The sequence below is a fragment of the Escherichia sp. HH41S genome (assembly GCF_009820115.1).
Taxonomy (GTDB): Bacteria; Pseudomonadota; Gammaproteobacteria; order Enterobacterales; family Enterobacteriaceae; genus Escherichia; species Escherichia coli_F.
Genome location: NZ_VNXE01000065.1, coordinates 47,597 through 62,974 on the forward strand (window position 1 = coordinate 47,597; position 15,378 = coordinate 62,974).

12 protein-coding genes are annotated in these 15,378 nt (G+C 41.8%); 11 read left to right on the plus strand and 1 reads right to left on the minus strand.

Features of this window, described 5'->3' with window-relative positions; translation table 11 throughout:
- The first annotated feature begins 4 nt into the window (after positions 1 to 4).
- A complete protein-coding gene (gene trhN / locus FQZ95_RS13395) occupies positions 5 to 3,181 on the plus strand; it encodes an IncHI-type conjugal transfer protein TrhN (RefSeq protein ID WP_160530292.1) in 3,177 nt (1,058 codons plus the stop codon).
- A 27-nt stretch (positions 3,182 to 3,208) separates the two neighbouring features.
- On the opposite strand, the gene FQZ95_RS13400 is transcribed toward trhN, so the two are convergent.
- Positions 3,209 to 4,081 (minus strand): hypothetical protein, encoded by an 873-nt coding sequence (locus tag FQZ95_RS13400; RefSeq protein ID WP_097311337.1) that lies wholly within the window; start codon positions 4,079 to 4,081, stop codon positions 3,209 to 3,211.
- 180 nt (positions 4,082 to 4,261) lie between these two features.
- Here FQZ95_RS13400 and trhI point away from each other — a divergent pair, with 180 nt between their 5' ends.
- The 10 genes from trhI to FQZ95_RS13450 all read left to right on the plus strand — a co-directional run bounded on the left by trhI (position 4,262) and on the right by FQZ95_RS13450 (position 15,150).
- A complete protein-coding gene (gene trhI, locus FQZ95_RS13405; protein ID WP_097311376.1) occupies positions 4,262 to 6,040 on the plus strand; it encodes an IncHI-type conjugal transfer helicase TrhI in 1,779 nt (592 codons plus the stop codon).
- A 403-nt stretch (positions 6,041 to 6,443) separates the two neighbouring features.
- Complete coding sequence (locus FQZ95_RS13410; protein ID WP_097311336.1) at positions 6,444 to 7,319, plus strand: hypothetical protein; 876 nt, start codon at positions 6,444 to 6,446, stop codon at positions 7,317 to 7,319.
- A 58-nt stretch (positions 7,320 to 7,377) separates the two neighbouring features.
- On the plus strand, positions 7,378 to 7,755 hold the full coding sequence (locus FQZ95_RS13415) for a hypothetical protein (protein ID WP_097311335.1): 378 nt from the start codon (positions 7,378 to 7,380) through the stop codon (positions 7,753 to 7,755).
- A 60-nt stretch (positions 7,756 to 7,815) separates the two neighbouring features.
- Positions 7,816 to 8,802, plus strand: coding sequence for a hypothetical protein (locus FQZ95_RS13420; RefSeq protein WP_097311334.1), 987 nt, complete (start codon positions 7,816 to 7,818; stop codon positions 8,800 to 8,802).
- A gap of 59 nt (positions 8,803 to 8,861) precedes the next feature.
- Complete coding sequence (locus FQZ95_RS13425; protein WP_097311333.1) at positions 8,862 to 9,914, plus strand: ATP-binding protein; 1,053 nt, start codon at positions 8,862 to 8,864, stop codon at positions 9,912 to 9,914.
- Between the two features lie 38 nt (positions 9,915 to 9,952).
- Entirely contained in the window at positions 9,953 to 10,222 is a 270-nt protein-coding gene (locus tag FQZ95_RS13430) for a hypothetical protein (protein ID WP_097311332.1), read from the plus strand.
- 70 nt (positions 10,223 to 10,292) lie between these two features.
- A complete protein-coding gene (locus tag FQZ95_RS13435) occupies positions 10,293 to 11,420 on the plus strand; it encodes a DUF3150 domain-containing protein (protein WP_097311331.1) in 1,128 nt (375 codons plus the stop codon).
- 77 nt (positions 11,421 to 11,497) lie between these two features.
- The gene (locus tag FQZ95_RS13440) at positions 11,498 to 13,510 is read left to right on the plus strand and encodes a VWA domain-containing protein (RefSeq protein ID WP_097311330.1); all 2,013 of its coding nucleotides are present in this window, start codon (positions 11,498 to 11,500) and stop codon (positions 13,508 to 13,510) included.
- 71 nt (positions 13,511 to 13,581) lie between these two features.
- On the plus strand, positions 13,582 to 13,803 hold the full coding sequence (locus FQZ95_RS13445; protein WP_000192122.1) for a hypothetical protein: 222 nt from the start codon (positions 13,582 to 13,584) through the stop codon (positions 13,801 to 13,803).
- A gap of 93 nt (positions 13,804 to 13,896) precedes the next feature.
- Positions 13,897 to 15,150 carry a DUF7146 domain-containing protein gene (locus FQZ95_RS13450; RefSeq protein WP_097509727.1) on the plus strand — a complete coding sequence of 418 codons (1,254 nt, stop codon included), beginning with the start codon at positions 13,897 to 13,899 and terminating at the stop codon, positions 15,148 to 15,150.
- Positions 15,151 to 15,378 lie beyond the last annotated feature (228 nt).

Here is a 15,378-nt window from a genome sequence, read left to right on the forward strand (position 1 = left end):
ATTTGTGAAACATAGAAAAACAATTGTTTCAACTATAATAGCATCTATGATCGCCAATACTATGAGTTGGGCATTTTGCGTGTCGCTCATTAACATTGTGATGACGCCAAAAATATACGCGGCAGATGCGATATTTGACCAGTTAGAAAATAATTTTAATTTGGCTAATCCCAACGCCAATCGAAACGCAACCACAAGTGCTCAGGATATTGTGGAGAAATATAAAAATGCGGATTCTGGGGAAAACTTGAGTGGCGGAATATCTGAGAAATATGTAGGTAAAGCAGAATCAATAAATCTAAATGCTGGGAAATACGGGACACAGAACTCAAATGAAAGTGTTATGGGTAATGCGGCATCCGACGGGAAGTCGATCGGTAAGACTGTACAGTTACCGAGTATGACGACCGGAACGATCAACTCGAACTATACGAAAGAGGGGGCAAAGCTACTTTCCAGGGACAGTAACGGTAATATTGCTATAAGTAGCAACCCGAATACAACGGCAGGAACCAAAACCAGCACAGGGGAACTATTCAGCTCAGAGCAGAAGCACAGTGATATTCAGTTTAATGCCGGTGGTCGGTATGGGGATGAAAGTGGCTTCATCAACGACATTAAAAATAGAAAAAGTCAGCTTTTTGAAGCACAAAGTTACGATGGGGTAGCCTACCGTACACTGGTGAATGCAAATAAAGATAATCCTGCAACTAATATTAAACCTAACGATCCTATGTTCAATGCTGGCAGAAATGAAATAGGAAATGCTGTGGCTGGTACAGGTAACTGGCTACAGAATTGTAATACGGAAACATCAAAACAAACTATCACAACGCACTATCCAGATTATAAAGAGTTTTACTGCAACTCACCCAAGAAAGATAACTTTAACAGTTGTACGATAACTCGTGATTTCTCCGTGCCGGTTTATATCTCAGGCGGTAATGGTGATATGTCCATGTGTGGGGATAACTGTGTGAGAGTCTGGTTTGGGAGAAGGGACGACAACTATTGGACCGATGGAGTCTATGACAACTCATTAACCTTAAAATTCCACCCAGATGCAAAGCTTGCAACTGCGAAAATAATTAACGCAGAGTGGGATGATCATATGAGGGTCACGCTTGATGGAATACAGATTTTTGCTCATATAGACGGAGCATATAGAAGTAGCAACTATCCATCTCCACAAGGGCCGTGGGAGCTGGGTGAATCCTGGAAACTTGACAAAACCTACGATATTACGGACCTGGTAAGGAACTCTGTATATCAGGAGCAGGACCGCGAAGTGACTATGGCTTCACGTGTATGGGTTGGTGGTGGTGGTGAAGGTTATTTTGAAGTTGAGCTGACTTTTGAAAATATGAAGTTGGAAGATAAACATATACAGGAACCCGCAGGTTGTTTTGATGCAGTACAAACGCCGAATTCATTCTGTCGGTTCGACAGGTTTGTAAACATGGATGTCGGAACAAAGCGGCTTCCGGAAAGTGTGCTTAAAATGGCTTCACCGCTTTATAAAGGTGATACAGGTTTCTTAACCTGGAAAACGAACCTTGAAGGTTACTTCTGTGATCCCTTAGCGAAGGAAAAACTGTGCTCTTATGATGCGAAAGGAAACATCATGAAAGACGCTGTAGGTAAAGACCTCTGCTACAACTATGACGATATTAAAAATATGCCTGACGCTTGCAGCGCATATAAAAATGATGCTGCGTGTGTGCTCGATAAACAGACATGTGCTGAAGGTTGGTTCGATGAAGGCACAAATACGTGTTACATGTATGAGCAGAAATATACGTGTGACAGAGGGACGGACGTTGTCAGAGATGTTGAGTCACAGACTAACGCTTGTGTAGGTATGATCCCCTGTTCTGGTGGTACATGCGAAACAGGCCCAAAAGAGGAAAACAAAGATTTTGGGAAAGTGGCCGCATACTCAAACATGGTTCAGTATATGCAGGGGGAAGCAAAATGTGATGACCCTAACGACCCTAACTCTTGCTCTGTATTTGAGGGAAAAGCAGAGTGGTGTGGCAGATCTGTTGGTTTTGTTAACGGAATGGCCAAAACAGATTGCTGCGAACAGCCCCAGGGTACAGCTGGCTCACTGGAGGCGATCATGCTGGCTGGGTCGATGATCCGAAACACGAACTGGACACGGGTAAATTCTCAGTTGGTCAGTTGGACCGGCGGAGAGAGTGGAACCTGGGCATCAATGGCCAACTCGGTTGGTGAATGGACAGCATCGGCAGGTAAAACTGTTGGTGAAATGTGGAGCAATGCCACTAGCCCATTAACCAGCCTGTATGAAAATGTGGCTGGTAACCTTGGGCGAACAGTAGGATCATCATCTGCTGGTGGAAGTGGTCAACTTGCACAGGAGACAATTAGCTCATTCGGGATTGGTCAGCTTAAGCAGATGGCCATGGAAAAAGCCTATGATTTGCTTCCCGGAGCTGTTCGAGATTTCGTTTTTCAAAATGTAGCGACAACGGGTGGCGAAATAGTTTTTTCAGCTGCTATTCAAAACTTCATGCTTGCATTAAATGTCATCGGTTGGATTTATACGGCATATCAAGTCACAAAAATGCTGCTTGAAATGCTAGTGGCTTGTGACCAAAAAGAAATGGAGGCGTCAATTCACAAAAATCAGAAATCTTGTTTTACACTGGATACTGAACGTTGTGTTAAATATCTTAATATGGGATTTACAAAGAAGTGCGTTAAAAAAGCAACAGACATGTGTTGTTATAATTCAATGTTATCCCGGGTAATTATGCAGCAGGCATATCCTCAACTAGGAATAGACCCGGTTGCTTCAAATTGCGTTGGCTTATCAATTAGTCAAATCCAGAGATTAGATTTTGATAAAATTGATTTAACTGAATGGATTAACGATGCTGTCCAGGTCGGAGAAGTACCAGACCAGTACGCTACATTCTCAGAGTCATCGATAACAGGAAACTTGCCATTTAAAAATGAGAATTACAAACTTCCTTCAGAAAGAACGATAGAAGCAATGGGTGGTGAGGATAATATGATAAAAGCTAGACAGGAAAACAGTCAGGCAATTAAGGAGGAAAACGTGGACTGTAGTTACCTACCACGACCTGCTATTTGTGAAGTTGGGTCAACCTATGTAGACCCAGTTACGGGGAAAGAATTACCAAAATACTAAACAAAAGGGGCTTTAAAGCCCCTTTTTTTATTTAGCTTTAAGTTGTTTTTCCGGGAACCCCTTTTGACCATATTCTCCGGCAAAAAGATAGTAATCTTTTCCTTTAATTGAAGCAGCAACGCCACTAGGTGTTGTGAACTTTGGACTGTCGGAGCGGAAAATAATACCTGAGAAATTACGGCTAGATTCATTTCCTTTAAATGGGATAAATACGTAACGAATTACTGAATATTCACCGGCAGGAAGGTTCAGCTGAGGGATTTCAGTTCCAGTAGCTGGGCGAATAGGCTGGAAGCTGTACATGGAACTAGTTGGCATTACATCAGCCCCTGGCTTTGAAGGGAGGTCACAGGTACTCCATTTATTCATGACCGCCAGATCAATCTTGCATGAAGCCAAAGCCGCACTTTGCTTTGAAGGATTGAACCCAAGTGCTACTTGTGACTCTTGGGTGTGATTGTATACATATGCAGCACCTGCACGTACTAAGCTTTCATCGTTATAAGGAAGATTTTTAGGGTTCGGGACAAAGACGACATACTGATTGACCTGGATGTATTCAGCGTCGGAGGAGCTGTACAACGATCCCAAACTCATAATGCTTAACCCGCTGAGCCCACCTGTTACATACCCCATGGAGCCATTAACCAGCAGTTTGGAAAGGAAGTTATCTGCATCGCCACCCGGCTGGACTACTTCTTCCTTAAAAGTAACGTCAAAACCGGCCAAAGAGTAAGCATTTTTGGCTACCGAGTCTTTAGGGTTAGCATGCCAGTAGAGTCCATGAGTGTCGCTGTGCTGTGCAGAATTCGGGGATTTGCCAGCGTCTCCGGCACAACCAACCAGTGATGCACTGGCAACTAAAGCTGAAACCAGAGATAAAATATTATTAGTTTTCATTTTTGACCCTTCGTTGAATGATTTTTCTTCTAGGAGCATTATTTCATACTCGCTAGTTTCTCAAATAAGCAAAATGAAGAAAAATGAAAAAATGTGAAGCAATCAAAATCAGGTCTTGTAAAGAAAAATCCCTCTAAATTAAATCGTATAATCCAAGGGACTAAATATTTAGAGGCTTTTATGGGTAAACCAACAGATGAGCAAAGGGTCATCATAGAAAATGCAAACGCAAATAATATGGTTATTGCTGCACCAGGGTCGGGAAAGTCATTTACGATGATCGAGGCTGTGCTCTCAATCCTCAGGCAGTTCCCTTATGCCAAAGTCGCAATGGTCACGTTTACCCGTGCTGCAACAAATTCATTGGCTGAAAAAATTAAACGTCGGTTAAGTAAAAAAGATCATGACAGGGTACTGATTAATACCTTCCATGGCTTTATCCGGATGCAACTGGACATGGTCAATTGGAAGGGCAAGATGCTGATTAGCTCGGCACAGCGTTCTGTAATTCACAGGGCCTTGAAGGAGTCAGGGGCGCCATTCCAATACTCGGAGGCTGAATTTGCCATTGACGCGATTGGAAGGGAAATGGATACAGACATCATTTCTGTTCGTCATACGCGTCAGCAGATCCACTTGTTCAATACATACCAGGCAATATGTCAGAAAGACCAGGTCGCTGACTTGAATACACTCTCTCGTTTTGTCGTGGGCCAGATGCATTCAGGAAAAATGCAGCCACTGAATTTGACGCATTTAGTGGTAGATGAAGTGCAGGACACCGACTCGATTCAGTACTCCTGGATCGCACTGCATACTAGGGCCGGTGTTAACACGAGCATAGTTGGGGATGATGACCAGGCAATTTATTCATTCAGGGCCTCCGGCGGGGTAAAAATTTTCCAGCAATTTGAGAAACAATTCAGGCCCAACATATTTTATTTGAATACCTGTTTCAGATGTGAACCAGAAATACTGAATGTCTCAGGGGCATTGATTGAGAAAAATGTGTACAGATATGCTAAGGATCTGCGTTCAGCTAAGAGTGGCGGGGGAAAAGTTCATTTCCGCTCTTATGTCGATATGGAGGAGCAAATTCAAGGTATCCTCAATCTAATTAACCAGGACCCAAATGGCTGGGCAATCCTCAGCAGAGGCAATGCACATCTTGATCAGCTTGAAAACTTGATAGAGCAGCCAGTGCTTCGTTATGGAGGGAAGTCCTTTTGGGATGAGAAAGAGACAAGCGACGTATTGCATCTGATGGCATTCTTTCGTCAGTCCTACGATGTTCGATTAATGAAGAGGGTGTTGGCGCTTTTCGGTGAAAATGAAGAAATTTTGGACCAAACAGCATTTGGCATGAAAGGGAGAAAAGTTACTTTTGGTGACCTGAGAATTCCGGATGCTAGTTCCTTGGAAACAAGAACGCTTCATTCAAATTTCACCCGGTTTACACAGGAGACTCGGGATAAAGTCGAAATCGAAAAGCGTTTTGCAAACCTGATTAAATGGATGGAATTGTCATCAATAAAAATGAGGACTCAGAAAGGGACACCTTCACTGACACGAATTGCGCTTGATACCTGTAAGCAATGGGCAGAGAAAAATGGTTGGCAAAACATGATAAATCGAGCTGCTGCGATGTGTTTGGGGCCGAAAAAGAAAGATGAGGAATACACAACGGATAAAGTAGTTTTATCGACGTTGCACGGTTCGAAGGGGTTAGAATGGAAAAAAGTTATTATTATGAGCTGTAATGCGGACCAGATTCCAAGTAAGCGGTCAGTGGGGCAGGAGGCGATTGAAGAAGAAAGACGACTGCTGTTTGTTGGATTTACACGAGCAGAGCAACAGCTGCATGTAATGTGGTATGGTGATCCGTCTTTCTTTTTAAGCGAATGTGCTGAAGATAAATTGAAAGAGGCTGCGAAAAGTAGAATAGAATCACCTTTATAAGATTAATTTTGAGTTCTTCATTTACAGGAATGAATCTGTGTAGTATAAGATAAATGAGCTTAATTTTATCGCTCCCACATTTCAGGTAACTTTAGAAAAGTTACTTTGCGCTTTAAGCGCGTATTCAGCCGTGAAAAGCGGCCAGCTTTGTCAAGCTGCAAGGCACCACCGGCAAAATGTCACCTTTGTCGCTGGTGCCTTTCCCATGCCTGAAAAAGGCTAAACAAATTTACCAAATCGTAACTAACTTAGCTCTTAATGGAGCTATTTTCGTTGCGTACTTCTAATGCCAGAAAGTATAAATCAGGCGGTTCATAGCTTACGGGAGATGAATGACAGGCTTTGCCTTTGTGTTGGAATATTAAATTATTCCTTCCTTCTTACTATATATAGGTGACCCCAAATGTCTAAAAGTAAAGCACGCAGTAAAGCTCTTCTCATCGCCTTTGTTGATCTGATTCCAGATATGGACAAGGTGGTTAACAAGAAGTTATTGGATTCTCTGGCTATTTATTCAGAGCATGATAATGACCTTATTGTTATTATGAATGAAGATGGACCAACCATAATTGAACTGAACTCTTTGAAATCAGTTTCAATGCTGGCTCAAAAGCTTTCTGCTTTTTCAACTTATTATCATGTGGAAATGCAGCAAATTCATGTCAATCCAATTGACTTTGAGAAAGCTTACACGCTTCTGAAAGAAGCACCTGCAATTCCAATGTTTAAAACATTAGCCGATCTGGATAAATTTTTAACTGAAGAGTTTGAAAAGTATGGGTTGAACACATTCCTTGATGTGGATAATCTAGATTACTCACTCGCCAAATCCAGAGAGTTAAAAAATGATCAGTTGATTGCCTGGGTTTCTGAAATTATTGAGAAACGCGATAAATTAGCATTGCGTAATCGATTTAATGAAGTGACCAAAGCACATTATGAAACTGTGGATGCAATGTATGAATCCGTTCGCCCATTAATGAAAGAGTTAGGTTTTCCTGATGAACTCATGTTACACACCTTTAGTGAATTGAGCGTTTTCGATTCCAAAGGTTGGGATTATGCTATCAAATCGAAAATTGAGTTTCTCACAAAACGAGAGGAACAATGTTTAGATTATCAAATGAAAGCAGAAAAACGGAAGGCGACAATTGATGAACTCATGGCAGAAATCAATAACGCTAAATCGGTAAAAGCACCAAGATCTTTTGGTCAGCTGTTTGGCTTTTCTGTTATTGGTATGCTGGGATTGATGTTCATTGTAAACAAATTTATTTAATCCTGTTAAGGGGGAACCCTGACGGGGCTTCTCTTTGATTAAAATGAGGAGAGAAGTAATGTCATATCTTGAATATGTTAATGAAGTAAAAGTGTCCGGGATAGTTATCAGTGCAATGGAGAAAGAAATGACTGGCGGTAACGTTGGGTTATTAATAAAACTCAAAAACAGAATGAAAACTGAAGTTAATGGTGAAAATACTGAGAGAGAATTTTCGATTCAAATTAAAGTATCACCAGAAATGTATTCAGGCTGTTTCACTGGTATAAATCAAGGTGATGAGTTAATGGTCTCCGGTTATCTTGTTGTGGATACCATCACGTTGGAAGGGAGAGAGCATCCTCTTGACTACATGAGAGTCGTAGCAACAAGTAAGTTAGCTCACATACCTAAACCCCCTAAGGGTTTTGGGCAAAGTAGCTTTAGACAGATCTGACATTTAAACCACCCAAAAGGGGAGAAATCCCTTCATGGGGGTTCTCCCTTAGGAGAACCCATGAAACAAAAAAATATGCCTACTGCATTTAGCAGTAAACAAATGGATTTTTTCTCTATATTCGATTTTGAAAAAGAGGAAAATGAAATAATAACTATAGTCGCGTCTCCAATTGACTATATAAATGATGCAATCGCTACAAAACAAAGTACGCAATTAGAAGATAAGCATTCTGGCCCGGAACTGGAGCCTTGTGCATCTGAAGATGTTACTCTGCTAGGTGATTGTTCCAAACTACTCAAAAATCAAATTCTGCATGACATTAGTTTTGCTGCGGAAACTGATTATCTCTTCACACTAGAAGAATACAGTGCGGAATTAGGTGGTCTGGTTTTCGACTGGGCTCCTGAAGATGTATATCAGTTATACGTCATTGCACTGGAAGAGTCGTTGGAAAACGTTAAACATCTCGCCTTTACAAAAACACTCTATACAACTGATGAATTCGGTAATATTACCGTGAATCCGCTTCTTGAAGCTGAAACACGGTGGTATATGTCGAAATCATTTGAGCTTACATGTGCCACTCATGGTATTGATGCTATTGAGTTCAGGTCAGAGCTTAAAAAATGCTTATATGAATATACGCACAGTTACGGAAGTGAAAATGCAAAATTATCTCGTTATCATCAAGATAATAATGTTATTTTGCATGGTTGTAAGGAAGAGATGGGATGGGATATCTTTTTCGAACAGGACTATTTGCTGCAAGAAAATAAACTGGCAATTAAATGGACTGATCGGGATATAATGGATGTCTATTCCAAAGTATTTAAATCAACAATTAACTTGTTTGAAAAGCTTGTCGTTACTAACAAGTTAACATTAAGAGATACTTCTGGTTGGGTAATCGTAAACCCTACATTTGAACGCCAGTTCGAATGGATTGACTCTGAAGTATTCGAAATAGTAGGAACTTTTCTCGGTTACAACGTTGCAGCTATCAGAACGCAGATGGCGACAGCGTGTGCGATGAATTTCAACTAATATGCCACTGGCAAACATCTGCCAGCGGGCGGTGTTTGCATTTTACCGGAGTTTTAAAAATGACTAACGCCGCAACTGTATTAAAATCCGAAGCTTCCCTCCAGGAGGAAATCATTGGTAATCTGTTACCCGCAAATGTTATATCAAGTAAGATGTTTGCGAATAAGGATCAGTATTACCTTGTCAAAGCAAAAGATTTATTTGGCATTCCTGAGATGGACGAGGATATGATTGTTCCTGTATTTAAAAAGCTATCTCCATATCGTGCAAATCTGAATAAGGACTATATACCGAATGCTCGAATACTTGAGCAAGTAGTAAAATTGCTTGTAAGTAACGATATAGATTTGAGTGTATGCCTGAAAGGAGAGTCTGGATCAGGTAAGACGGAAATGGCAATGTATATTAGCCATATGCTGAACTGGCCGCTAACCATAAAGCAAATCAATAGCAATATTCGTGCTGATGAGCTGGAAGGTGAGCGAAGTCTTAATAACGGTAACACCAGTTTTGTGCCTAGCGAGCTTGTAACGGCATTTCAGGAAGGCCATCTCATTCTTCTGGATGAAGTGGACAAGATTGACCCTGATACTGCCGCAAAGCTTCATATGCCTATAGAGCGAAAGCCCTGGTCACTAGCTGCCAACGGTGGCGAAGTGGTTAAGGCCAATAAGTTTACGCGGTTTATGGGTACTTCAAACACAAACATGAGTGGGGGATCTCGTAAGTTCGTTTCATCGCAGCGGCAGGATGCAGCGTTTATCAAGCGCTTCCTGATTGTGGAGATGGAAAGGCCTTCAGAGGTTGCATTAACCAACGTTTTGCTTAAACGCTACAATAGCCTGCCTATGCTGGTAATTGAAAAATTCGTTTCGGTAGCCGTTGCAGTAAACAACACAGGAACTGACGACAGTGTAATGGATATACGCCAGCTTGTGGCCTGGGTTGGAACGTCAATGACGTTAAAGACCATGTCCTTACTGGATACATTTAAAATTGCTTTTGCGTCGGCTCTGCCTGCACATGCCACTGGTATGGTGTTGGAAGCCATCGACTTAATTCTCGGTGACGACAAGAACCGTACAATGGAGTATTACACTGCAAAAAAGTAGTTATAGATGGGACGAGTTATCAGAAGGCTGAATGCCGTGTGACAGACTTTACTCATCTTACGTTTTACGGTTTTCTGAGTGCAAACGGAACTGAAACTTTCGTGATTGCACAAGATGGAAATCAATATATAGGTCTGAAGCAGCATAATAATGACTATTCATTTATTTGTTATGAAGTCTGTAACAAAGATATGGAAGCCATGATTAAGGGCCTTGAATCAAAAGGATTCATGTATCAAGGGAGCATTCAATCGGCGGATGTCGAAAATGAATTTCCTGGAATTCTTTTAACAACACTTGAAAAGTAATATTCTTAACCCTATCGGGAAATCTTTCCCGACGGGGAGGTTTTCCCATTTCTAAATCTGGAGAAAACCTATGACTTTCAATACTTCTAAACTTAATAAAATTTCTGCAAAGGAAATCAGTGAAAACTTTATAAAAGCATATCCTGACTTGCTGGAAGGTGCTGTTATAACAAAAATTGAAATTAGTGGGTGTCAGGGCTCTCGGCGAACTGATAAAATCGAACTGTCCTATGGCGGTGATGATATAACAGACCAGAAGAGCGTGTCTAAAAGCGAAGTTCGCTGGATAGACATAAAGGCACTGAGTTTCAAAAGCACTATCACTAGTCGAATTTCAACCCTTTGTTCACGGTTGTGCATCCGCTATAGCAATATGTGGATACTGCCAGTTGAAAGGATGGAGGAGTTTCTCGAAGAGGCACAAGAAATCGAACGTGAATTTCAAGCCGGTATCCAGAACGTGGTTGATAACTATGACACTCATATTCAGGCTGAGAAAGATCGCAGTCCGTTGATGTCAGATTTAATTGACCAGTTGAAATTGACTAAAGATGATTTTGTTAAATCATTCCGGTTTAATCTGGCGCATTTCATTCCGTTTTCACCGATTAGTGTGGAGGGGGATGAAACGCAGGACTTTTATCAAGAACAACTGATAACTGACTTGGCCGATGAAGCTATGAAGGTTTATACAAAAATCAGCAAAAATGATAATTTGCGTTCCAGCACGATTGACCGATTAAAGCAGATGCAGGATAAAATAATTAGCTTCATGTTCATTCATAAAGAGGCTGTTGTTCTTGCAGAAGCTATTAAGCATGTTATGAATAATTTACCAAAAGGTGCCATTTCTTCTCCCCGTGATGTTGCGGTATTAAAGCAGTGGTTCTATTTCATGAGCGATGCGTCAATGCTGAAACGTATTATCTCCGGTGAACAAAAGGTAACCGACTGGCTGGATTCCATAACCCGGTCATTCAATATCGATTCACAGGTTACAGCGGCTAACTCTCTGAATTCTGCTGAGGATGATGTTTTTTCTTCAGCAAATGTTTTCAGAGAAGACCCGGTTGAAGATCTTGATAACAAGGCAGTGACTGCACCTGAGCCTGCTGTTGGCCCTGATGAAGATGTTTCTATTCAGGCCAGTGGTAGTAATAGCGCATTTGACTGCGAACTCGAATTGACCGGTTGGTAATTTAGTCTTGTAAAAATATCCCCAGATGGGTACTTCACCATCTGGGTGAGTACCCTTTATCAAATAAAGGTACTCAAATGAAATTTGATTTAAAATCTTCACCACGCCATATTCAACGCCTGACGAATATAGCCAGCGTGATAAGCGGTATAAATGGGATTTATGTAATTATTGACAATAAGGTGAGTACACCTTATTTCAACACCCAAAACAATGTCTGTGTTTTACCTAACGGTGATTATAGCGATGAGAGATTTGTCAAGCTAATTGAAGGATTCATATGTCATGAAGCAGGACACGGTCGTTATACAGAGCATGAAGTATACCGTGAAGCTTTTGTTGGAGAATTGATCAATGCAGATGGCTTCATCAGTATTGATGATGACTTGAAGGCTGATTTTCAAAACCTAAAACAAAAGCAAAAAGCATATGCTCGTGCTTGTCGACTAAAAGGACTTATTAATCTTTTTGATGATGTCCAGATGGAAGAGAAGACGGGTATTGATTATCAGGAGGCAAAAAAACGCCTCGCGGTGACTTATGCCTTGATGGTTGAAGCTGGGCGAATGACGGTTGATATTTCTTCAACCCCTCAAAACCCGGTTCAGTTTATTGAAATGTACCTGCTTAATACATTGCGGGTTAACGTTCTTCAACAAGAAGGGCATAAAGAAACGCTTGACCCATTTTTCGATTATGCAAAGAAAATCCTTGCACCTGTAACTTCAGAAGTCGATGAGATCATTCATCAAGCTCTAAGTTGCAAAAGTACGCAAAATTGCGATTCTCTGGCGCGTAAAACTCTGGCTCTTTTAGAGCGTTTAAGGGATGAAGCAAAAGAGAAACAGCAAGAAGAGGAGCAGTCGAAAGACCCGCATGACGATACAGATGAATCATCTGGCTCTGAGAATGAACCTGATACCGAACCCAATGGTGATAGCCAGGGTGAGGGGGATGGTGATAAAGAAGGCCAAGGCGATGATTCTGGTGATGGTAAGGCGCCTGCGGAAGGTAATGGGTTACCGGACCAATCCGGAGGGGATGAACAAAATGCTGAGAACTCTAACGGCGAACCTGATGGTGAGTCCGAAGGTGATGAATCGGCGAACCCCGGCTCGGATGATGCTGACTCGACACCTTCCCTAAACGACAGTTCAAATGGAAATTCTTCTGAGGGGGAAAGTAACTTTTCTCCTGAACAGTGGGATATGCTTGCTAAATTGCTGGATGATTTTTTAAACAGTGATGAGGAAAGCGATGATTTTCATGAGGTTCTTGCAAAAGAGATCTCCGTAATTGCTGTCAGTGTGTCGGATGAGGTTAAAGCTGAATTTGGTGCAAGTGAGTGGGATGTTCCAGATTTGAACATTGATCTGAATGTCTACAATGAAGCATTAAATATCAGCCAGACCCTTGGGGCAGATTTATCTGTTTTACAGCAGGTAAAAATGCGTGGTCAATTTAAAACCCGTGAAAGAGGCTTGTCATTCGATATTAATCGACTGATCCAGTCTCCGATGGGTGTTAGGGATGTATTTCGGTCAAAAAGCGAATCTAAAAACCGGGGCCACGTCGGCTTGGTCATTGTTCGTGATATTTCAGGTTCAATGAGTCTGGAACACCGTTATATCCATGCAATTAAGACTGACCTTGCATTAACTCTGGCAATTGAAGCTATTTCAAAAATGCATGTTGCTAATGTGATTTATCCGTTTGTAGACAAAGATTTTGAAGTTATCAAAACGTTTGATGAAAACGCGGAAGAGAAACTTTCAAAATTCTCACTTGGCTGCAAGGGTAATAATACCCCAACGGGTTCTGCATTAAATGCTGCTTTAGAGTTGTTACTTGAAAGCCAGTTTGACAGGAAAATTGTTTTCCTTATTACTGATGGTTATCCGACTGAGTCGGCTTACACCATTAATGATGTTTTTTCAGTTGCTGAAAGTAACGGCATTGAAATCGCTGGTGTTGGTATTAAAACTGATGTGTTGATGGGTTTTAATGAGGGCACCTTCGTAAATGTTGATGATATTTCTTTATTGCCGAATGAGGTCAGTAAATTAGTACATCAAATTCTATCTAATTAAACTCTACCCAATCGGGGCAAAACGACGCCCGGTTGGGTCGCTTTGCTCCCTGAAGGATTAAGGAGCAATATATGACTCAGATAAAGACTTACCGTGTCGAGTATGAAAAAGTCGGGACGATGCATCGTGTCCGTATTTTTGGTCGCATGGGTGAAATTGTCAAAAGTGAATTGCCAGAAGAAAGAATTCTCCGGGATGTATCTATACCAGAGGGTAATGGAGAAATGGCAACGTCAATGGTTGATGGTTTTATCCAGCGTCTTGAAAATATCGGCTTCAAGACTGAAGCGTAATTGTTGAGGGCCCTTGTGGGCCCTCATTCTTAGATTCTGCGTTGTGGGTTTCTCCCTGTTTTCTGCATCGCAGAGGGCATTGAGAAACCCACAATGCCAGATAAGAGAGAACAAATGACTTATGCATCCCAGGCTGTTAAGCGTACACCACATGAAGTCACTGACCACTTTATAAAAATGGTTCACGCTCGTATAGCGGAAGTATCAGGCTGGCGCTATGTATTCGATAGAATACCGGCATTTAAAGACGCTTGTGATAAAGCACCTGGCCAGGTTCCTTGCCCATTTAGTGGGGTCGGGAAATCAAAGTTCCGGTTCCGTAAAAAGGACCTCTTTACCGGTTGTGCCATTCACAATGATTTTCCAGTGAATGCATTTTGTGACGGTATTGATGTATTGGCAGAGTACTACAAGCTGAGCAAGACCCAGACTTGTAAGAAGATCCTGACTGATTTCTTTGGGATGGATTTGTACGCTCCATTAACTGATGCGGATCTCGAAAGTGAACGTCGTTATAAATTAACAGTTCGTGCAACCGAAACGCTTGACAGCGATGAAGTTGAAAAACGAGGGCGTAAACTTGAAGTGATATATCACTATACCGGTGAAATCAAACCTGAGAGCCCTGTGTGGGTGTATCTCCGAAATCGAGGTCTTAATCGAGTTCTGAGCAACCTTCCCAAGGATTTAGGTCTGAACAAACGACTTTACTACATGGATAAGTCACTGGAAAAACCCACGATTTACCCGGGAATGATCGCAATTTATCGCGATACCCGTGGGCGTCCTCTGACAATCCACAGAACGTTCGTCGAGTTAAATGGTGATAAGGCACATGTTGAGAATCCGAAACTGATGATGAAACCGCCTGCCGATATGACTGGCGGCTCAATTCAGCTGTACGATCCACACTTCAATCCAGGTACCCGTACCTGGACGTTAGGTGTGGCTGAAGGCATAGAAAACGCGCTGTCAGTTACTGAAGCGACTTCAACACCGTGCTGGGCCGCGAGCTCTGCCTGGTGCCTTGAAAACGTTGAAGTGCCGGATAGTCTCCTGCCTCCCCCTGGTGTGAAAGTAATACAGTTTTACATCTGGGCGGATAAGGATCTTGTGAATACAAAAGGCACTTCCCCGGGAATGGAGTCAGCTAAACGACTTCAGGAACGTATGAAAGAGTTTTTTGCAAAGCGATATCCCACTTCAGAGCTGACAATTAAAGTCTTTGAACCTGATTTCGATATTCCTGTAGGGAAGAAAGGAGTCGACTGGAACGATGTACTAAAATTAACAGGACCGGATGGATTCCCCGTAAAATGGGCTCCTGAATGTCTTGCTCAGCTTTAAATCCGATAACTCCCCCGCCTTTTCAGGCCGGGGGGGGTTATCTCTTTAGTGTTTAATTACGTTAAATCCTAAACAGATAATCCGATTTCCTTCGTGAAAATCACCTGTTATTCAGGTTTTTTTTACGGCTGAGATGCTTGCTCAGTTTAATAAATGTGCGGTACTTCTGGCTACGGTCGGTTGTATGACATGGTATATCCATAAAACTTAAAACCCCTGACGGGAGTA

Bases quoted from the DNA above. Each gene is read 5' to 3' on its own strand.
- FQZ95_RS13400 (WP_097311337.1), bottom strand. From the start codon at position 4,081: ATGAAAACTAATAATATTTTATCTCTGGTTTCAGCTTTAGTTGCCAGT.
- trhI (WP_097311376.1), top strand. From the start codon at position 4,262: ATGGGTAAACCAACAGATGAGCAAAGGGTCATCATAGAAAATGCAAAC.
- FQZ95_RS13410 (WP_097311336.1), top strand. From the start codon at position 6,444: ATGTCTAAAAGTAAAGCACGCAGTAAAGCTCTTCTCATCGCCTTTGTT.
- FQZ95_RS13415 (WP_097311335.1), top strand. From the start codon at position 7,378: ATGTCATATCTTGAATATGTTAATGAAGTAAAAGTGTCCGGGATAGTT.
- FQZ95_RS13420 (WP_097311334.1), top strand. From the start codon at position 7,816: ATGAAACAAAAAAATATGCCTACTGCATTTAGCAGTAAACAAATGGAT.
- FQZ95_RS13425 (WP_097311333.1), top strand. From the start codon at position 8,862: ATGACTAACGCCGCAACTGTATTAAAATCCGAAGCTTCCCTCCAGGAG.
- FQZ95_RS13435 (WP_097311331.1), top strand. From the start codon at position 10,293: ATGACTTTCAATACTTCTAAACTTAATAAAATTTCTGCAAAGGAAATC.
- FQZ95_RS13440 (WP_097311330.1), top strand. From the start codon at position 11,498: ATGAAATTTGATTTAAAATCTTCACCACGCCATATTCAACGCCTGACG.
- FQZ95_RS13445 (WP_000192122.1), top strand. From the start codon at position 13,582: ATGACTCAGATAAAGACTTACCGTGTCGAGTATGAAAAAGTCGGGACG.
- FQZ95_RS13450 (WP_097509727.1), top strand. From the start codon at position 13,897: ATGCCAGATAAGAGAGAACAAATGACTTATGCATCCCAGGCTGTTAAG.